19 protein-coding genes and 1 pseudogene are annotated in these 18,204 nt (G+C 36.9%); 14 read left to right on the top strand and 6 right to left on the bottom strand.

All coding sequences use genetic code 11. The features are described 5' to 3' along the window. Positions 1 to 13 precede the first annotated feature (13 nt). Positions 14 to 1,087, top strand: coding sequence for an A/G-specific adenine glycosylase (gene mutY / locus ACQ4KW_RS07490; RefSeq protein WP_430885909.1), 1,074 nt, complete (start codon positions 14 to 16; stop codon positions 1,085 to 1,087). On the opposite strand, the gene ACQ4KW_RS07495 is transcribed toward mutY, so the two are convergent. After that, the gene (locus tag ACQ4KW_RS07495) at positions 1,051 to 2,922 is read right to left on the bottom strand and encodes a GGDEF domain-containing protein (RefSeq protein ID WP_430885910.1); all 1,872 of its coding nucleotides are present in this window, start codon (positions 2,920 to 2,922) and stop codon (positions 1,051 to 1,053) included. The two genes, mutY and ACQ4KW_RS07495, sit on opposite strands and share 37 nt — an antisense overlap. A gap of 162 nt (positions 2,923 to 3,084) precedes the next feature. Here ACQ4KW_RS07495 and ACQ4KW_RS07500 point away from each other — a divergent pair, with 162 nt between their 5' ends. After that, complete coding sequence (locus ACQ4KW_RS07500) at positions 3,085 to 3,348, top strand: hypothetical protein (RefSeq protein WP_430885911.1); 264 nt, start codon at positions 3,085 to 3,087, stop codon at positions 3,346 to 3,348. A 103-nt stretch (positions 3,349 to 3,451) separates the two neighbouring features. Here the strand turns inward: ACQ4KW_RS07500 and ACQ4KW_RS07505 are convergent, their stop codons facing one another. From ACQ4KW_RS07505 to greA, 4 genes are all read right to left on the bottom strand, one after another. Continuing rightward, positions 3,452 to 4,354 (bottom strand): diacylglycerol/lipid kinase family protein, encoded by a 903-nt coding sequence (locus ACQ4KW_RS07505; RefSeq protein ID WP_430885912.1) that lies wholly within the window; start codon positions 4,352 to 4,354, stop codon positions 3,452 to 3,454. A 209-nt stretch (positions 4,355 to 4,563) separates the two neighbouring features. Beyond that, complete coding sequence (locus tag ACQ4KW_RS07510; protein ID WP_430885913.1) at positions 4,564 to 6,195, bottom strand: carbon starvation CstA family protein; 1,632 nt, start codon at positions 6,193 to 6,195, stop codon at positions 4,564 to 4,566. A gap of 39 nt (positions 6,196 to 6,234) precedes the next feature. Further along, positions 6,235 to 6,741, bottom strand: coding sequence for a hypothetical protein (locus tag ACQ4KW_RS07515; RefSeq protein ID WP_430885914.1), 507 nt, complete (start codon positions 6,739 to 6,741; stop codon positions 6,235 to 6,237). A 250-nt stretch (positions 6,742 to 6,991) separates the two neighbouring features. After that, positions 6,992 to 7,441 carry a transcription elongation factor GreA gene (greA, locus tag ACQ4KW_RS07520; protein ID WP_430886551.1) on the bottom strand — a complete coding sequence of 150 codons (450 nt, stop codon included), beginning with the start codon at positions 7,439 to 7,441 and terminating at the stop codon, positions 6,992 to 6,994. A gap of 274 nt (positions 7,442 to 7,715) precedes the next feature. On the opposite strand from greA, the pseudogene ACQ4KW_RS07525 reads away from it, so the two are divergent. From ACQ4KW_RS07525 to ACQ4KW_RS07555, 7 genes and pseudogenes are all read left to right on the top strand, one after another. Beyond that, a pseudogene (locus ACQ4KW_RS07525) lies at positions 7,716 to 8,479 on the top strand (TIGR00266 family protein). A gap of 306 nt (positions 8,480 to 8,785) precedes the next feature. Then, positions 8,786 to 9,187, top strand: coding sequence for a hypothetical protein (locus ACQ4KW_RS07530; protein ID WP_430885915.1), 402 nt, complete (start codon positions 8,786 to 8,788; stop codon positions 9,185 to 9,187). Positions 9,188 to 9,256: 69 nt separating this feature from the next. Then, entirely contained in the window at positions 9,257 to 10,111 is an 855-nt protein-coding gene (locus tag ACQ4KW_RS07535) for an alpha/beta fold hydrolase (RefSeq protein ID WP_430885916.1), read from the top strand. Positions 10,112 to 10,223: 112 nt separating this feature from the next. Continuing rightward, a complete protein-coding gene (locus tag ACQ4KW_RS07540; protein WP_430885917.1) occupies positions 10,224 to 10,748 on the top strand; it encodes an NUDIX hydrolase in 525 nt (174 codons plus the stop codon). 135 nt (positions 10,749 to 10,883) lie between these two features. Beyond that, the gene (locus ACQ4KW_RS07545; RefSeq protein ID WP_430885918.1) at positions 10,884 to 11,447 is read left to right on the top strand and encodes a GNAT family N-acetyltransferase; all 564 of its coding nucleotides are present in this window, start codon (positions 10,884 to 10,886) and stop codon (positions 11,445 to 11,447) included. 196 nt (positions 11,448 to 11,643) lie between these two features. Then, positions 11,644 to 12,078: a hypothetical protein gene (locus tag ACQ4KW_RS07550; RefSeq protein WP_430885919.1), complete on the top strand. Its 435-nt coding sequence runs from the start codon at positions 11,644 to 11,646 to the stop codon at positions 12,076 to 12,078. 208 nt (positions 12,079 to 12,286) lie between these two features. Further along, positions 12,287 to 12,994, top strand: coding sequence for a GNAT family N-acetyltransferase (locus ACQ4KW_RS07555; protein ID WP_430885920.1), 708 nt, complete (start codon positions 12,287 to 12,289; stop codon positions 12,992 to 12,994). A 146-nt stretch (positions 12,995 to 13,140) separates the two neighbouring features. Here the strand turns inward: ACQ4KW_RS07555 and ACQ4KW_RS07560 are convergent, their stop codons facing one another. Continuing rightward, positions 13,141 to 14,835: an EAL domain-containing protein gene (locus tag ACQ4KW_RS07560; protein WP_430885921.1), complete on the bottom strand. Its 1,695-nt coding sequence runs from the start codon at positions 14,833 to 14,835 to the stop codon at positions 13,141 to 13,143. A 318-nt stretch (positions 14,836 to 15,153) separates the two neighbouring features. Between ACQ4KW_RS07560 and ACQ4KW_RS07565 the strand changes: the two genes are divergently transcribed. From ACQ4KW_RS07565 to ACQ4KW_RS07585, 5 genes are all read left to right on the top strand, one after another. Beyond that, positions 15,154 to 15,315: a hypothetical protein gene (locus tag ACQ4KW_RS07565; RefSeq protein WP_430885922.1), complete on the top strand. Its 162-nt coding sequence runs from the start codon at positions 15,154 to 15,156 to the stop codon at positions 15,313 to 15,315. 72 nt (positions 15,316 to 15,387) lie between these two features. Beyond that, on the top strand, positions 15,388 to 16,335 hold the full coding sequence (locus ACQ4KW_RS07570) for an NAD-dependent epimerase/dehydratase family protein (RefSeq protein ID WP_430885923.1): 948 nt from the start codon (positions 15,388 to 15,390) through the stop codon (positions 16,333 to 16,335). A 35-nt stretch (positions 16,336 to 16,370) separates the two neighbouring features. After that, positions 16,371 to 16,772 (top strand): VOC family protein, encoded by a 402-nt coding sequence (locus tag ACQ4KW_RS07575; RefSeq protein WP_430885924.1) that lies wholly within the window; start codon positions 16,371 to 16,373, stop codon positions 16,770 to 16,772. A gap of 72 nt (positions 16,773 to 16,844) precedes the next feature. Next, on the top strand, positions 16,845 to 17,414 hold the full coding sequence (locus ACQ4KW_RS07580; protein WP_430885925.1) for a GNAT family N-acetyltransferase: 570 nt from the start codon (positions 16,845 to 16,847) through the stop codon (positions 17,412 to 17,414). A gap of 15 nt (positions 17,415 to 17,429) precedes the next feature. Continuing rightward, complete coding sequence (locus ACQ4KW_RS07585) at positions 17,430 to 18,203, top strand: lysostaphin resistance A-like protein (protein ID WP_430885926.1); 774 nt, start codon at positions 17,430 to 17,432, stop codon at positions 18,201 to 18,203. The last annotated feature ends 1 nt before the right edge of the window (position 18,204 follow it).

Consider the following 18,204-nt stretch of genomic DNA (forward strand, 5'->3'; position numbering starts at 1 on the left):
TAAAGGTGTAAACATGAAATATAGAACTGAAATACATGATGAACTGGTTAAGTGGTATAAAGTGGTAAAACGTGACTTGCCCTGGCGTAAAACGCAAGATCCCTATAAAATTTGGATTTCTGAAGTAATGCTTCAGCAAACGCTTGTAGAAACAGTCAAGGGTTATTACGAGCGGTTTTTGAAGGCCTTTCCCACTGTGGAAGACCTTGCAAAATCTGACGATGAAAAGCTTATGAAGCTATGGGAGGGTCTGGGCTACTACTCGAGGGCTAGAAACTTAAAAAGAGCGGCCATTATGATTATGGAAGACTTCGATGGCATCATGCCAAATGACCTTAAAAGCATTCGAAAATTGCCTGGAATTGGTCCTTATACAGCTGGGGCTATTTTATCGATTGCCTATGATAAGCCTGTAGCGGCAGTGGATGGCAATGTTATTCGAGTTTATAGCCGGTTGTTTAAAATTGAGCAAGCCGTTGATCTAAAGGACGTGAAGGCAGAAATAGAAAGAATAGCAGATGAAATGGTCCATGAAACAGATCCTAGCAGTTATAATCAGTCTCTTATGGAACTTGGTGCAACCATATGTATCCCTAAGAATCCTAGGTGCTTGACTTGCCCTGTTCAGGCTTATTGTGAGGCCTTCAAGGCTGGGGTTCAAAACGAACTACCAAAGAAGTCCCCAAAGAAAGCCAAAAAAGAAGTGGATCTATACGCTATGATTATAAGAAAAGAAGATTCATTTCTAATTCTCAAGCGTCCATCTGACGGACTTTTACCAGGGCTTTGGAGTGTGCCATCAGTGGAACTTTCAGGTGATGAAAAAAAGACAGCAAGTCCAGTGGACCGCTGTCAACAAATGCTTCTTGAAGAAATTGGAATAGATGCCGTCTTTAAAAAAGAACCGGGCATAGCCAGTCATGTTTTTACCCATATAAAATGGTCAATTAAGGCTCTGGAGTTTGAGTGGACGAGTGGAAACCTGCCTGACTATCCAGAAACGAAGTGGATCAAAGTCTCACAAGTGGATAACTTTGCTTTTCCAACAGCCTATAAGAAGGCTTTGCGTCTTGGTTCGCTAATATAGCCAGTTGCTTTTCTATTGAAGTTGACCTTGTAAACGTTGCAGGGGCTTTCTTTGCTTTCTGCGGAAATTGGAAAAATCTCACAGACACTACCAGGAATTTTCTTAACAACTTTTTTGAGTTTGGCCATTTCAGCAGACAATTTCTCAGTTGTGCCGAGGGGGGACAACACACCGTATAGGCCTGCAATAGACAAGCTGGTCATCTCATAATATTTTGCTTCCCCGAAGCGGTCTTCTGTTAGGATATAGCCGTTTTTTCGATCGTTTTCATTATAGTACTCCACGATTTTATTATCAAAAGTTATAATAATTTCATGGACCATATCGCAGACTTTTTCAAAATCGGAGGTATCTAGAACTGCAACAAAATCATCTCCTCCGATATGGCCAACAAAAGTGTTGATAGAATCTTTTTGCTTAATGGTATCTTGTATGATTTGTGCGGTTGTTTTTATGATTTTGTCACCGTTATCAAAACCGTAGACGTCATTGTAGGCCTTGAAATTATCAAGATCAAAATACAGAATCACACATTGGGTCTTATAGCTGATAACGTCATTGAGGACCCTGTTTATAATCAAGTTGCCTGGCAGACCTGTTAGAGGATTGGATTCTTTAGCATGGTCTCTTTCTAATTGAATGGCATATTGTAGCAGGTTTTTAACCGTCACGATCCCGTAGTATTTTGTGCCTTGAGTTACGATTATGGTATCGTAAATATGGTCATTTTCGCGTGCCGTAGCAAGTTCGGCCACCTTGTTGATAGGGGTGTAGTAGTCAACAATAAGTGGGACCTCATCCATCAACAATGAAACAGGTCTGTTCATGTAAAGAGCGTGACCGTATTGTGAAGCCAAGGTTTGATAAAAAGCCTGCTTTGTGATGAGTCCATCAACAAAGCCGTCGCTTGTGACGCAGACCCCCTCAATTTGAACATCAGAAAATATATCCACAAGTTCCTGCCCTTTAGCTGATGGACGCACAGCTAGAATAGAGTCAGCTATGGGACCAATAAAGTGATAACTAGAATTGTAGTTTCCGTTATTCTCAACTTGCTGATGGTATCTGGAAAGGGAGGAAATAATGCTTTCTGATATATTAAGAAGCTTGCTCGCGGGTCTTTGGAAGTAATACCCTTGACCTGCGTAGACTCCAAGACGAATCAGAGTCTTTAGCTCCTCTTTGGTTTCGATCCCCTCTGCAATAATTTTTATATTGGTGCTGGCACCAAGCTGAACAAAGCTTTTTACAATAGCCTGCTTGAAACTGTCTTTATGAATGTTTCTTACAATGTTCATATCTATTTTGACAAAGCCAGGTTTTGTTTCAACGATGGTGTTCATACCAGAGTAACCTGCGCCTGCATCATCTATTGCAATTTTATAGCCTTGGTTGGTGTAGTAGTTTAGGATTTTTTTAAAGGTATCATAATCATCAATGGCTGTGCGTTCGGTGATCTCGAAAATAATTTTGTCAGGACTGACCCCAAACTTATGAAGGTAATCTTTCGTTAAACCTTTTTCGAATTTTGGATCACGAATTATATTGGGATCAACATTTAAAAAAAGAAATTGCCCCTCTCCAAGACCACTTGCATGCTCAATGGCTAGGCTTCGAAAGATCAGTTCCAGTTCCCAGAGCATATCGTTGTTTTCAGCGGCATTTAAAAGAGCGACTGGGCTGTGAAGGATAGAATCAATAGGGCCGCGGCTAAGGGCTTCATAGCCAATGATGTCACCATAATCAAGTTTTACAATAGGTTGATAATATGTGGAAATATCCCGTTCATCGATTATTCTGCGTATTTCATAAGATTCAAATAGTGTGTTCGTCATTATTGCCTCCAATATTACAAGATAGGGCGATCGTAATTATTATAGTATTGTAAGGTAAAAACTTGATTGTCCGCGAGTTAAAAACAAGTTAAACGGGTATATATATATTACGGAAAGTTAATATTTGTTTGTTGGTAATGTACACTAAAGAGGAGGCAAGACATGAAACGTATGAATGAAAGTCCAGAGGTAAGTCATCTTCTTGATACATTTATTTGCCCACAATGCAGTTCACCATCTTTAAAAATCATTGATCAACAATTTGGGCACTGTGAAAACGGAGAATGTGACTTTGAAGGTAAGGTAAAGACAAGATTAGCCAAGCCACATGAAGATCAAACCATGTGTGTTATTATTGATAACCAGCTCTACTGCATTGAGAAGGATGATCTTGAAGCGCCCCTAGTAAAAGCTGAAGAAGACTAGGGATTGTTTTTAGAGCGTATTTACACTTATAGTGAAAGAAAAACTGCCCCTGGTTGTTTAAAAAACAGCCGGGGGCAGTTTTGATTTTGATTGTCTTTATAAATCAATCGGGTTTAACGAGTATTTTAATGGCTGCCGGAATGATTTCAATAGATATAGGCAAAGTTCCAGCGTACTCACCATCAAAGTCAATTTCAAGATCATCTCCACTAACCAGATCAATGTCAACCTTATTGGTTCTAAAATAAAGAACTTTCTTATGGTTAATATGCTCACCCTTTAACACGGATAAAAAGAGTTCAGCAGCTTCTTGTATGCTGCCTGCTTCCCTTATGAATATGCAGTCAAGAAGACCGTCCTGCATATGGGCAAGAGGCATGAGCTGTTCAAATCCACCTATTGTAGGAGAGTTGGAGATGATAAATAGGTTAAATCGACCCTCTTCGCTTGTATCATCGTGGTTTATTCGGAGCTTATATGACCTGAGACCGCTTGATGTTAATTCTTTTATGACTTCAAGATAGTATGCGACGCGACCAAGCATATTCTTTAGTTCTGAAGGGGTTCTGTGCGCCACAGATGTTATCATGCCCCCTGCAACAACGTTAAGAAAATATTGATCACCAGATTGTCCTAAGTCAATAGACTTGAAATGAAACTTATCAATCATGTTGCAAAATTCCACTGGATCATTGCTGATACCTAAATGTTTGGCTATATCATTCATTGTTCCTTCGTGCAGGATTGCAAGAGGAATATTCGAACCAGATTCATAGATACCACTGGCAACTTCGTTAATGGTTCCATCGCCTCCTGCTGCAATGATAAGGTCCCATGGACCATCTTGGCAGTTTATCGCCTGTACTCGTCCATCACCTTGTTTTTTTGTTGCGTATTTATTGACGGTATACCCTCTGTTTAGTAGTATCTGTGCAACGTGATTCACTCGGTCTTCAGCTGAACCACGTCCTGAAACAGGATTGTATATTATTTTTATATATTTCATGATGTCACCTACCTTAACTGATATATATCCAAAATACTGGTCTATAGACCTCAAATTAAAACCTTGTAAGAACTTACAGATGTTTCATTTAAGTGTATTATATATGATTAATGTGAACAAAACAAAAATTTGAATCTAAGCATAAAAGGACCTATCCTTATGGATAAATCCATCAGGATAGGTCCTTGCTATGAGTTTTCCAGTCCAATTTAGGCTGATTTCTTCATTTGATTTTTATCTGTGTGTTTTCCAGAGAATACTTTCACAGACTGTGCTGCCAGAATAGCTGAAAGTCCAAGGAGAAGGACTGCAAAGAAGACAAGGAGCATGTTACCTGCTGCAATATTGGTTTTAATGAGTAAACCAAGAGCGCAAACGGTAACGACAAACATAAAAATCATAGGATAGAAGACCATTTTATTTTCTTTACCCATATTTTTGAGCCACGCTGCTAGGGAAAGAAGGGCAAGAGCGGCAAGCAGTTGATTGGCAGATCCGAATAGCGGCCATACTTTTTGCCATCCTACAAGGGCAAGAGCGCCACCAAGAACAACTGTGATCGCTGTTGAAATAAAACGATTTGATGCAAGTGGACTCTGTACCGACTTTGATGCGTCCTCAAAATACTCCTGGAATATAAAACGACCAAGACGTGTTGCTGTATCAAGTGATGTTAAAGCAAAAGCTGAAATAGCCAGGGCGGTGAAAGATTTACCAACAGCAAACGGAAGACCAAAAGTGACCATAAAAGTGCCCAGTCCATCTGAAAATACATTCACGGGACCACCGTTGGCAAGAAGTTCACTGAGTCTGTCGCCACCAATATAAGCAGCCGTTATAAGTGCGATGACTGCTAATACACACTCTATGAGCATGCCACCATAGCCGATGAGCTTTGCGTCTGCTTCGCGGTCTATTTGCTTTGAAGAGGTTCCTGATCCAACTAAGGAGTGAAAGCCTGATATGGCGCCACAGGCAACAACAACAAAGAGCATTGGAAAGAGGTATTGTCCATTTGAAGCTTTAAAACCTGCAAATGCTGTAAGCTGTATGCTTGGTCTATAAAGGAGCAGACCCAGTACAGCACCGCCAATCATAGCATACAAGAGGTAAGAGTTTAAATAGTCTCTTGGTTGTAGTAGGATCCAAACAGGTGTAACGGAAGCAACGAAAATGTACCCAAGCAGTAGAAAAATCCAAGTTGTCTTAGACAGCATAATAGGGAACATCATACCAGCTGAAATACATCCAACAAGAGCAACCACACCCACAAGCGTTGCAGGTCCAAGGGGCATGTTCATTCTATAGACCGCAATACCAAAAACAATAGCTAGGGCAATGAAGAGCAAGGATGCCGTAGCGGCTTCAGGCACGCTGACAAATGTGTTTGCAACAATGTTAACAAATGCAGCCACTACGAGTAAAAGAGTGAGCCAAGCAAAGACTGAAAAAAGTTTCTTACCGCTGGTTCCAATATTCGATTCTATGATTTGTCCGATGGATTTTCCGTCATGACGAATAGAAGCAAACAATGAACCGAAGTCTTGTACACCGCCAAAGAAAATACCGCCAATGATGATCCAGAGCATGACAGGTATCCAGCCAAAAACTGAAGCGACAATAGGTCCTACAATTGGACCAGCCCCTGCAATGGATGCAAAGTGGTGTCCTAAGAGAACAGGTGCACTTGCGGGCACGTAGTCAACACCATCAGACAAGGTGTGGGCAGGCGTCTCCCTCGATGGGTCAACCCCCCATTTCTTAGCAAGCCATGCACCGTAAGTGACATATGCGACTAGAAAAATCGCAATCGCAGAAAAAATAAGTACTAATGAATTCATAGATTAATCCTCCCTTTTATTTTTTTCCCCTCAATAGATTTATTGAAGTGGTTCTGGGCTAAAGTACGGCATCATTTTCTTGGCCTTTTTGCTTGTGATGACAGACTTATCTGACAGGTTCACAACAATAAGGCAAATATCAACCCAACCTTTGAGTCCGAATAGAAAGGTTTTTTGATATTTGAATGATTGAATGTGGTTTAAAACATCATCCGAAATTGAGTTTTGTGTGACTATAACACCACTTAATCGTGTCGACATATGCTCGCTGTGGGGATCCACCAGGTCTGGTATTGCTGACTTCAAAGCCTTTACCAAAGTCATAATGTCTGTAACAGTAACAGTTTCATAGTGTTTGAAAAAAGTGTGTTCATTGTTTTCAAAAGCGTATATTGTTGCTGATTTTGTAGCGAGATATTTCTCATTACGCGCATAAAAATGTGCATATAAATCTGTTTTAATATCACAAAGTTTAAAAGTGTCGTAGACATCGTAATTTGCTGAAAACTTCTCTTTCATGGATGTGTAATAGGCATCAATATTCATGGGAGTCCCCTTCAATAAACTTTAATTAGTTAGATGTAGGTTAAATTGCAGAATGCAAAATATTTGGAAAATTCACTTGTGTTCATTATAGAAAGGAATGAGATTTGCTGGGAGAAATAGAGCTGAAAAGCAAAAAAAACCACCTGAATGACATTTCAGGTGGTCTGAGTGTTTTTTTCGTTTAAACGCTTGCAAAATTACAGGCTCAGCCTGTATCTTGTTATTAATTGATATTTTGCAAGTGACGCAATTATAAGATGTCTAAAATTTTGATGTTGACTAAACCGCCAGGTGTTTGAATTTCAACTGTTTCACCAACAGAACGTCCAATAAGACCTGATCCGATAGGTGACTCATTAGACAGTTTACCTTCAAATGGCTCAGCTTCAATAGTTGATACAATTTTAATTGTGTCTTCTTCGTTGTCATTCACATAAAGGATTTTTAGTTCTGTATTCAGTGAAACTGTATCGCCGTCTGATTCCTCAACGAGTTCGTAGTTTTCAAGAATTTCACGAATACGTAGAATTTCTGTTTCGTTGTGTGATTGTGCTTCTCTGGCAGCGTGGTATTCAGCGTTTTCAGAAAGATCACCAAATTCACGTGCTTTTTTGATTTCTTCTGAAATTTCTTTACGCTTTATAATCAGTGCATCTAGTTCTGCTTCAACTTTTTCTAAAGCGCTTTGTGTTAATAGTATTTTTTTGGCATATGGTTCAACTCCTCTTTAATTATCATGCAGGAATTATTTTGCTATGTTGATTCCGATAGAATCGGACCTATCAGGCTTAATCTTAAGACCTGCGGACTTGATGATTGGTCTGCAATTACCAGTTAAATTGAGACAATCATACAAATAGTATATTAACACATTCTTAAGGTTATTGTAAACAAACAGGTGCTATAATTAAAAGTAATATAAGTGAATTTTACTTTATATTTCAAAAAAGAACAATAAAATAGGGAGTGATACGATGGCAGATGTAATTGATTACAAAATTTATGGGGATGACATGCAGCTTGTAGAGATTGAATTGGATCCAAGAGAAGGGGTCCGTGCAGAAGCTGGTGCCATGACTTATATGGAAACTGGAATAGAAATGGAAACTGGAACAAAAGGCGGTTTTATGAAGGGGCTTAAAAGGATGGTCACTGGTGAATCGTTCTTTATTACAACCTTCTATAATACAGGGTCAAACAAGTCTAGAGTTGGGTTTGGAGCACCTTATCCAGGGCGAATTGTTCCCATTGATCTTGGCCTTTATGGAGGACGCTTTATCTGTCAAAAAGACTCATTTCTATGTGCAGCCAATGGTGTTGAAGTCGAAATTGAACTCACCAAAAATTAGGTGCAGGTTTCTTCGGTGGAGAAGGTTTTATTCTTCAAAGACTTGAAGGCGATGGACTGGCCTTTATACATGCAGGTGGAACAATTATTGAAAAAGATTTAAATCCTGGAGAAAGACTCCGAGTGGATACAGGTTGTATTGTTGGCTTTGAAAGTTCGATCGACTATGATATTCAGTTCGTTGGTGGATTTAAGAATGCCTTATTTGGTAAGGAAGGTCTCTTTCTAGCGCATTTAACTGGACCGGGAAAAGTATACTTGCAGTCCCTTCCAATTTCTAGACTAGCAGAACGTCTTTATGCCAATGCATCAATGGGATCAAATAAAGGCGAGCAAAGTGGTCTGGATGTAGGTGGTGCAATTTTAGGCGGTCTATTTGGAGACCGCTAAATGCCAAATTCATATAAAAATCATATGCTTCAATACAATATAATAGATTTAAGGCTGCAGGTCTACAATCTATAATAAGACGGAACCCTATACTCGGTAGATAAGCTATCCTAGTATAGGGTTTTGTTTTTTTAATACATATAGAACTTTGATTGTTCATATTGTTTTTAAAATAACTCTTTTTATGATAAAATAACTTATACATTTAAGTGAGTTAAATGTATTGTGGTCGATAGAGTTTAGATGGAAGACCAGTATACCCAGAAGGTTTACCATGCAACTGGATCACATGTAAGTTTATAGGTCATGGATACAAAATCTATGTCAAAATTTGGTTTCTTCATTTCATCTATAACTGGTCTTGTGTTACTAATAAGCTCAGCCTATGTTCTATTTCAAAGTGAAATAGTCAGAGCACCCATTCGCGACATATCAATTGTACCCCTTGGTAAGACAATGTATCTTCTATTTTGGGCTGTTATAGGTTGGGGACTTGTTGATGCCCTTTCTCATCTTGTTCGTGGATTATCATTAGAAGGATATTTTCCTAGAATACTGAATAGAAAAAATAAAAGCCAGGTGCCTATAAATGCAGTTTTAAATTTTGTAAGTTTGCATATAGTCATTATCATATTAAGTTACAGTGAAATCATAAATATTGAGGGTATAGTGAATACAGCAATAGGAAGTGGTATTAGAACGTTTTAAAGCATATACGAGTGTCTAAGACAAGAAATTATATAAGAGACTGGGCAAAATGTAGAAAGGGGAAAAGATATGTCAATAAAGCGAATACATGTAAATAAAATAGAAATATGGACTCAAACCTATGGTGATCAAAAAAATGAAGCAGTCATTTTAATTGCTGGTGCAATGGCTCCTGCAACATTTTGGGAAGAAGAGTTCTGTCGGGCGTTAGCGGATAATGATTTTTTTGTTATTCGTTTTGACAATAGGGATTTTGGATATTCAACACACTTTGAGGAAAGTGAAGTACCCCCATATACAATTAATGATATGGTTGAGGATACAAAAAATATACTAGATTTTTATGAAGCAACGAAAGCCCACATAATTGGACACTCACTCGGTGGTTCGGTTGCTCAACTCTTTGCAGTGATGTATCCCGAACGGACTGTATCTTTAATACCGATTTCATCGCCGATAATAGCAAAAGGGAATTTGGAGTTTGTTAATACGGATCAGAAAATATTGAATGATCTATGGAATGTTTTAATGTCTAACAGAATGTATCAAGATGTTGAGAGAGGTAAATCTGAATTTCTAAGAATTCATAAATATTTGAATGGTTCTTATGATGTCGATATTGAGATGTCATACAATTATACTTCGAGAATATATGAGACTGAAGTCATTAAACCCCATTTAAACCATACAAATATTCAAAACAATGTTCCTGATATATTCAATGAACTGAAAAAAATTGAGGTTCCTATAATGTTCCTATATGGTGATAAAGATTATCTAGCATCAAATATTCAAAATGTAAAGATTCTAGATGCTCATTTACCTAATAGTAATCTTGTAGTCCTTGAGGGGGCAGGTCATATGTTCTTTAATCGATCGCTATGGAATTCTATTTCAAAAGTAGTGCTTGATTTCATCTTATAAAACCATTCGACAAATAGATAGAAAGTCGTATTAGAGAGTTTTAGAAAGACCTATAAATAAAACTTATGTTTATGAATGAGCAGATGACAAATCTATACTCATAGGAGGCGTTATGATCGAAAAGTTTTCTATACCAGGGGTGAGTGGAATCATTGAAGGTGAAGTTGATGGTGAGAAAGCAATTCTTCTACAAACTAGAAGTAAAAACAAACTGGAAGGAACAGGGTATTTTGAGATTCCAGCAGGCAAAATTAGGGAGTTTGAAAACATTTACGAGTGTCTAAGACGAGAAATTAAAGAAGAGACTGGGCTAGATGTAAAAGAGATTCAGGGAGAAAGTGAATCATCATTAATGAAATTTGATGATTACGAGGTATTAGGATATGAGCCATTTTTTTGTTCTCAAAATACAGCAGGCAACTATCCAATTATGGTAAGTGCTTTTATCTGTAGAGTCGAAGGTGAAATGTTGAAATCAAGCGATGAAGCAGAAAGTATAGGATTTGTAAGACTTTCTGAATTACGAAAACAGCTATCAGACAATAGAGGAAAGTTCTTTCCAATGCACATAGCCGCTTTGGAAAAATATCTGGATAGAATGGATGCTCGCGAGAAAAAGAAACTTACAGTGAAATAAACTGAGTCGTTTCGGAATAGTTTACAGTGAATAATTAAACTTCTGAAGTCAGTGGTATGGGCGTTATAATGTCATGAAACTACTAGTTAGAGGACAGTAAGCGCAGCAGTAATTGGTGATGAAAGAGAGGAAACAATGATAGAAAATCTAAGACTTGAAACTGAGAATTTGATAATTAGAACATACAATAAGAATGATGCGCAAAATCTATATGAAACACTGAATGATAAAAAGGTATTGGAGTATATTCCGGAAGATCCTATTAGTATAGAACAAGCTCATGCTGCCATTGACTGGTTGATTTCCAATTATAAGTTAGATTTGGACACAGACTATAAATATAGTTTTGCCATCGAATTGAAGGCTGGTGGAAAATATGTTGGTTGGTGTGGCTTTGGATATTTGGATTACGACAAAGAGCAGAAAGAAATCTATTATACTTTAAAAAGTGAATATTGGGGGAATGGGTATGCCACTGAAGCTACAAGAGCTTTAGTTAGTTACATTTTTGAAGAACTGAATTTAGAAAAGATAGTTGCAGTAGTAAAACCTGACAATAAAGCTTCACAAAAGGTAATTGAGAAGTTAGGCTTTGAGAAAACAGGGATAATTGGGAATTTGCCTAAGGAATTTGAATTCTATAATGGAGAATGGCTCTATGTTTTAGAAAATGGTAAATGTATAGAAAAGCTGCACTAACCATCCTCTAACACAGCGACTCCCAAACATGCCCGTTGCAATGAATGGGTTTGAGGTGTTCCGCGGCGTGTTGGTTATACGACAGTCGGGAATATTTGTGTAGACGGGCACGTCGGGAGTCGTGGGAACGTCAAGAATAATGGCACAGTTAATTCAAATTGTTCATAGCAAGCGATGAGAATAAATGGAGGTTATTATGTCTGATTTCTTGATTGATTGGTTTAAGTGGTTTGAAGAAGGCATAAGCAGCTTAGATCAGAAATCAAAGGAAAAGTTTTTTTCAAATTGTGGTGCAAATTGTGTTAAAAGAGGACTAATTGAGTCATTTAGAAATCATTATATAGAGTGTAATAATGATTTAGATCAGTTCATATTACGTTTGTCTGAAATAGGTCATACAGTTGGGCAAGTACTTGTCCCTACACACAAATATGAAATAGCATACCCAAGTTGCTCATGTGAATTACATAAAATGGGATATATCAATACGGACAGCATTTGTGAATGTTCTAGACAAAGTATCATACATGTACTTAGTACTTTGAAGCCAGAATCCGAAATAAAGGTTGAGATACTAGCAACAATTCTTAGTGGTGATAAAGAGTGCCGTTTTGAGATTTTAGTAGACTAGCGTATGGGGTATATTCGTTCAATGAGCTAAAGTTTTGCAAGCTGTTAATTTCATTACTGAAGAAGAATTATTAGAATGTGAAAAAGCGTATCCACCCAAAGAGAAAATTGAGGGAACACCTTCTCAAAAAAAGTTTATCCAATTGTTAGGGAGAATGCGACCTAGGCGGTAAAAGAATACTGAACTGAGAATAAGAATAGGTGATTTTATGAAATTAAATACTGAGCAATATAAAAAACTGAAAAAAAATCTTGAGAAAAACGTTAATCTTATTAATTTTGCAAGTGATTATGACTTAAGCAGAGTAAAATTTATCAATGATTCAGTTATAATCACGGGGAAAAGTGATAAAGAATGGACCTACATAAGCCTTTCAAATAGTGAAGATTTTGTTGATATTGTCAATGAAATCAGACCTGAAGACAAGCACATTGCCACACTTGATGAGGATGTTTTTGAGTACTTAAAAAACCATTATAAAATTGAATGGATTTTGTCCTGTACTAAATTGGTTTATAAGGGACGAAAAGATATACCTAAGGAAGAGGTTTACGAACTGACTCAAGAGGATGCTCTGTATATTCACGAGAATAATACCTATGGTGATTATACAGATGTTCAGTATGTAAAAGATAGAATTAAAAAAGGGATAGGTCTAGGCATCAAAGTTGACGGGAAATTAATTGCATGGATACTGACCCATGATGATGGAGCCATGGGTTTTATGAATGTTGTCGAGGCGCATAGGAATAAAGGATATGCTCTAAAATTAAGCAATGAAACAATTAGAAGACTACTAAGTAAAGATAAACTGCCCTTTGTTCACATTGAAAAAGACAATACAAAATCTATCAACCTTGCAAAGAAGGCTGGTTTTGAATATGTAAGCAATATCCACTGGGTCAAGATAAAGTAAATTTCGAATAATGTAAATTTATTTAAGTCGCTTTATGACCTGGGCTAGTCATTTCAAAATCAATAATGAATGAATAAATAAAAATCCCTAGTTCCTTTATCAAGACCGCTTGATGGTAAAGAAGCTAGGGATTCATCATTTTGACATTAATGATCATTGTCTGCCTTTAAAATGAGCTCTTTGGACAGGGGTTTTGAGAAATAATAACCTTGATAAGCGTCGAATTTGAGATCGGACAAAATTGAGTACATCTCCAGAGTTTCTACCCCCTCAGCAACAACGTCCACATTGTGTTCGTGGAACAAGGTCATAAAACTTTCAACAAAAGAGTGCATGAGTGGATCTTCGCATACTTGTTGAATAATACTTCTATCTATTTTAATTTCTGTAAGTGGGACTTTTACAACCGTATTAAGTGCTGCATACCCTGTTCCAAAATCGTCAAGCGATATTCCAAATCCAAGGTTTTTCAAATAACTTAGATGTTTGTTGATATATTCGAAGTTCTCAATAAGTATAGATTCTGTCACTTCAAAGACAAATGATTTATAAGTAAGACCATATGCATCAATTATTTTCATGATCCTATCAGAAAAATCAGCTTGCATGAGCTGCTTGACAGAAATATTGACAGATACTCGAACATCAAATTTATAATGCATGTTGTAGGTCTGAATAAACTTACAAGCTTCTTCAAGGACAAAGTCACCAATGTCTAGTATAACGAGGTTTTCTTCTGAAATGGGTATAAAAACATTTGGACTAATGTATCCCCATTCCATAGTATGCCACCTAACTAAAGCTTCAAATCGCCTGTCGGCAGGTTTGTTTTCTACAATCAAAGGCTGAAATAAGACAGAAAATCGTCCTTGGCTAAGATCTTTTCTCATATTGTTTTCTATGTGTAGAGTCCGTTTTAACTCAGATTTATCAATTGCCTCATAGAATACAGTCGAACCAGTTCCAACACGTATAGATTTTGTCAGTGAGAGATAGGCCCTTTTTAAAACATCGTCACATGAATTGTCATATCCAGCAAGAGGAAACTGAATAACGCTTGAGGTCAAGCGAATATTGCCTGATAAATCTAAAGACCTTGAAAGTTTATTAATAGATTTTTGGATTTTGCAAATAGTCTCTCGTATTTCATATTCTGAAACGGTTTGACCTGTGGTTAATGCAATTTCGCTAGAGTTCAGTCTGTAAATGGAGTAGTGGTTGGGTAAAATTCGATTTATAATATGCGCACCCTTCTCTATGACTTGATCAACAAACTCCACACCATGAATGGATACCAACTGCATATAATCAAAAACTTTTATAAGTATCATGGTGGTCTGTTTGTTTTTTGAAATAGCATAAGATATATCAAGGGTGGCCTTGGAATAGTTAAAAAAACCTGTAACCTCATCTAAATAAGCAATGTCATGCAGCTTGGCTTGGAATAGCTTCTGTTCTGTTATATCGACATGGCATCCATACATGGCCTGCAAATGCCCACTCGTGCTATAGTGTGCAATTCCATTGGCTTTTATCCATATGCATTCTCCTGATCTGTCAAGCAACCTATATTCTGATTGAACCTTGACTTCTCTTGATTGAGTGTGATCTTTCAAAACTTCCTTAAAAGACTTCCTATCTTCCGGATGAACGTTCTTCATCCAGTCATCTATTGTAGTAAAAGGAAATCTAAGGTTGAGTCTACTATAAAATGCTTGATTATATAAGGACACGTCACCATTTCGGTCCATTTTCCACAAACCAGTATTTAAGACGCCAAATTGCTTAAAAATCTTCTCATAGTCATTTTCAGTTTTAAACGCATCAATTAGATCTAGCATAGAGATCAACTCCCATTTGTTCTCCTATCAGTAACTTAATGCAATGGTTTTGTCTTCAAACAATTATATCTTAACAGAAATTTAGGTCTTAACCGCAGTTTAAAAATAAACAAAATTACAAATAATCGTTTTGTTTGATTATATCACTAAATGGATTGCCAGTGAAACGATATAGCAATATATTTATAATACACAATCAACATTATGTGTACAAAAAGTTAGTTAAAACTAGGATTATATGATAATATAGATGTGGAATTAGTCGAAAAATTTAGAAATCACACAAAGTATACTTGCTTTTAATGCAGAGGATGAGCTATGAAATTAAATTTATCTCTAACAAACCAATACGGAAAAGATGACTGCGATTTCAATGAAATTTATAAAACCAACAAGAAAAAAGAAATCAATAAAACATTGAAATCAAATATTGAAATTGTTCATACACTAAATAGTCTAAGCGTTCACTGGAAAAAATAAAGTGGCTTTGTATAGGAAGTGCAGGAGCCTTGCATCTGTAATAATAGTCATGTGTTTATGGGGGGAATCTTAATGAAAACATTGGTCATGGGTGGGACACAGTTTGTAAGCCAGGAAATTGCCAAGTATTTTATTGCTAGAGGTCATCAGGTGTCCATTTTTACAAGAGGCAAACGGCCTGTCAATTATAAGGGCGTTCACAAGCACTATATTGGAGATAGAAGCTCAAATAAAGATATCAAGCAGATTTCAAAAGATGAATTCGACTATGTAATTGATATTTCAGCCTATGAACCGAGTGATGTATCGATTTTACTCCAAAATTTAAAGACGACTTGCTTAAAGCGATATTTGTTTTGTAGTACGGGTGGGGTGTATGTCCCTTCACAAAATATTCTTAGCGAAGAGAGTCCCAAAGGTGAAAATATCTTAGTCGGAAACTACGGTGTCAATAAATATCAAACAGAGCAAGTCTTATATTATGAGCGTTTGAAAAAGGACTTACCAATAACAATCATCAGACCAACATATATTTATGGTCCAGGAAATAACTTATATAGAGAAGCTTATTTCTTTGATGCTCTATTAAATGGAAAGAAAATACCATTACCGAATTCCCATAGTAGAATTCAGTTTATATATATCGAAGATTTGCTTAAGTTTGTTGAAAGTGCCTTGGCATCACAAAAGGCTATAGGAAAGGTTTATAATATCACACATCCTAAAACCTATTCATTTAAGGAAATTGTGTTACAACATGGAAAGTTACTAAGCTCAAAGGCAAGTTTTGAAATTGTGAACACGAGTAAGGTAGATGTAATAAAGTATTTCCCTTATTTAGATATGCATTATGAGCTTTCCATTAATCAGTTGATTGAAGATAAGCTTTATATTCCAAAGTGTGACTTAGAGGATGGCTTGAAAGAAGCATTTGAGTGGTATATATCAAATGATAATAGTGAGTATGAATCAAGAAAAATTGCGATTGAGAAAGAAGTACAATTATTGTTAAAAGCATAAATGAACATCTGAATTTACAATGATAGGAGTTACACATGACAACCCCAACGAATCAAAGCTTATTCACAAAAATGGACTGTTTTAGACTCTATGTTGAAGACTTAGAGGCGGGATTAAAATATTATCGAGATGGCCTTGGTTTAAAATTAATTTGGAGAACAGATACAGCCATTGGACTTGGCATGGATAACGATGTTACAGAGATTGTTATCAACAATGAAAGGCAAGGACAGGAAGTGGACTTGAAAGTTGACTCTGTTTATGAAGCTGTCAAGACTATAGTTCAGGCAGGTGGAAGGGTCATTGTAGAGCCATTTGATATTAGAATTGGCAAATGCGCCGTGGTAGAAGATCCATGGAAAAATCAGTACGTCATATTAGACTCGTCAAAAGGGACATTTGTCACGGATGGTGATGGGAATGTGATTGGTTCTTAAATATTTAAGATCAGAATAATTATTGATATGAATAATTGAAGAGGAAAACATAACATCTTTGGAGGGATTGTATTGAAGACGTTGTCAAGTTTAAAACTGAGACCGTTAGAATTAGAAGATATTGAAGACTATAGAGAGATGACGCATCCATCAAGGGCGTATCATAAATACAATGGACCCTATTATAAACATGATAATGAAGAGGAACACGAAGAAAAGATTAGAGTTCTGCGTAGCAAACTTGAATCAGGAGAAAAGAACGTATTGGGAAACAAAGAAATTATAGCTGATGCGACAAAAAATGAAATAATTGGTCTTGTAAATTGGTACTGGAAGTCAGAAGAAACCAATTGGCTTGAAGTTGGCATTGTAATTTTCAATGAGAACTACTGGGGTTGTGGCGTTGGTTATAAGGCTTTATCCATGTGGATTGACAAAATGTTTGAGCGTAAAGAGGCCCTGGTCAGAATAGGTCTAACCACATGGTCTGGAAATGTAAGAATGATGAAATTGGCAGAAAAGATGGGGTTGAAAAAAGAGGCTGAATATAGAAAGGCAAGAATTGTAGAGGGTGTGTACTATGACTCAGTTAGTTATGGTGTATTGAAAGAAGAATGGGAACGTTTGAAAAGAAAACTTTAGGAAAGAGGGCTACTAATGACAAATGTGGAAAATGACCAGTACAGTTTAGTCAAGATTATACTGCTGTGGGCACTGGTAACATTGCCAATGGGGCTGTTTAGATTCATAGTTGTACCTTGGTTAATTCCTGTTTTTAATATACACCCTGGCATGATTTTTTGGTGGTTTATGATAATAGGAATGATGTGGCAGTTTGTTGTTTCTGTTGTTGTATTGAAAATAGAATTGAAAACACTCGACTGGAGTAGAGTAAAAAAGAGACTATGGATTAACCCACCAGTAGACAGGAAAACAGGTGATACATTTAATAAGGCCCTTTGGTTGACTATTCCAGTCATCTTTTACTCAGCTTTCGTATCTCAAACAGGTTTTTTTAGTTTTATGAATGAGGGGCTGTTAAAAATATTTCCTCACTTAGAAACACCAGATTTTGCAAATATTCAAAATCTTGTAGATCCAGTTTTTCGCGGAGCATGGTATGTGTTTTTTACAATGTTTGTTTCAATGATATTCAACTATATACTTGGAGAGGAACTGTTTTTCAGGGGTATACTCCTGCCTAAAATGCAGGGGGTTTTTGGTCGGTGGGACTGGCTAGCAAACGGCATTCTATTTGCGCTTTATCATGTTCATAAAATTGAGTTTATTCCCACCTTGTTATTGTCGAGTCTTTTTATTGCTTACTTAAATAAAAGGTATCGATCATTTTGGCCAGCGGTCATCATTCATGGCATAGAAGCCATTCCCCTTGTCATTATGGTCAGTGCAGTTGTGTTTGGTTGGATGTGAT

It is taken from the genome of Tianxiuia mixotrophica, assembly GCF_050596425.1.
Lineage (GTDB): Bacteria > Bacillota > Clostridia > Peptostreptococcales > Acidaminobacteraceae.

Excerpts from the sequence above, each read along its gene's own strand:
- ACQ4KW_RS07530 (WP_430885915.1), top strand. The coding sequence starts at position 8,786 with ATGGATACAAAATCTATGTCAAAATTTGGTTTCTTCATTTCATCTATA.
- ACQ4KW_RS07560 (WP_430885921.1), bottom strand. The coding sequence starts at position 14,835 with ATGCTAGATCTAATTGATGCGTTTAAAACTGAAAATGACTATGAGAAG.
- ACQ4KW_RS07505 (WP_430885912.1), bottom strand. The coding sequence starts at position 4,354 with ATGAAATATATAAAAATAATATACAATCCTGTTTCAGGACGTGGTTCA.
- ACQ4KW_RS07585 (WP_430885926.1), top strand. The coding sequence starts at position 17,430 with ATGACAAATGTGGAAAATGACCAGTACAGTTTAGTCAAGATTATACTG.
- ACQ4KW_RS07570 (WP_430885923.1), top strand. The coding sequence starts at position 15,388 with ATGAAAACATTGGTCATGGGTGGGACACAGTTTGTAAGCCAGGAAATT.
- ACQ4KW_RS07555 (WP_430885920.1), top strand. The coding sequence starts at position 12,287 with ATGAAATTAAATACTGAGCAATATAAAAAACTGAAAAAAAATCTTGAG.
- ACQ4KW_RS07565 (WP_430885922.1), top strand. The coding sequence starts at position 15,154 with ATGAAATTAAATTTATCTCTAACAAACCAATACGGAAAAGATGACTGC.
- ACQ4KW_RS07550 (WP_430885919.1), top strand. The coding sequence starts at position 11,644 with ATGTCTGATTTCTTGATTGATTGGTTTAAGTGGTTTGAAGAAGGCATA.
- ACQ4KW_RS07535 (WP_430885916.1), top strand. The coding sequence starts at position 9,257 with ATGTCAATAAAGCGAATACATGTAAATAAAATAGAAATATGGACTCAA.
- ACQ4KW_RS07495 (WP_430885910.1), bottom strand. The coding sequence starts at position 2,922 with ATGACGAACACACTATTTGAATCTTATGAAATACGCAGAATAATCGAT.
- ACQ4KW_RS07500 (WP_430885911.1), top strand. The coding sequence starts at position 3,085 with ATGAAACGTATGAATGAAAGTCCAGAGGTAAGTCATCTTCTTGATACA.
- ACQ4KW_RS07575 (WP_430885924.1), top strand. The coding sequence starts at position 16,371 with ATGACAACCCCAACGAATCAAAGCTTATTCACAAAAATGGACTGTTTT.
- ACQ4KW_RS07540 (WP_430885917.1), top strand. The coding sequence starts at position 10,224 with ATGATCGAAAAGTTTTCTATACCAGGGGTGAGTGGAATCATTGAAGGT.
- mutY (WP_430885909.1), top strand. The coding sequence starts at position 14 with ATGAAATATAGAACTGAAATACATGATGAACTGGTTAAGTGGTATAAA.
- ACQ4KW_RS07515 (WP_430885914.1), bottom strand. The coding sequence starts at position 6,741 with ATGAATATTGATGCCTATTACACATCCATGAAAGAGAAGTTTTCAGCA.
- ACQ4KW_RS07510 (WP_430885913.1), bottom strand. The coding sequence starts at position 6,195 with ATGAATTCATTAGTACTTATTTTTTCTGCGATTGCGATTTTTCTAGTC.
- ACQ4KW_RS07545 (WP_430885918.1), top strand. The coding sequence starts at position 10,884 with ATGATAGAAAATCTAAGACTTGAAACTGAGAATTTGATAATTAGAACA.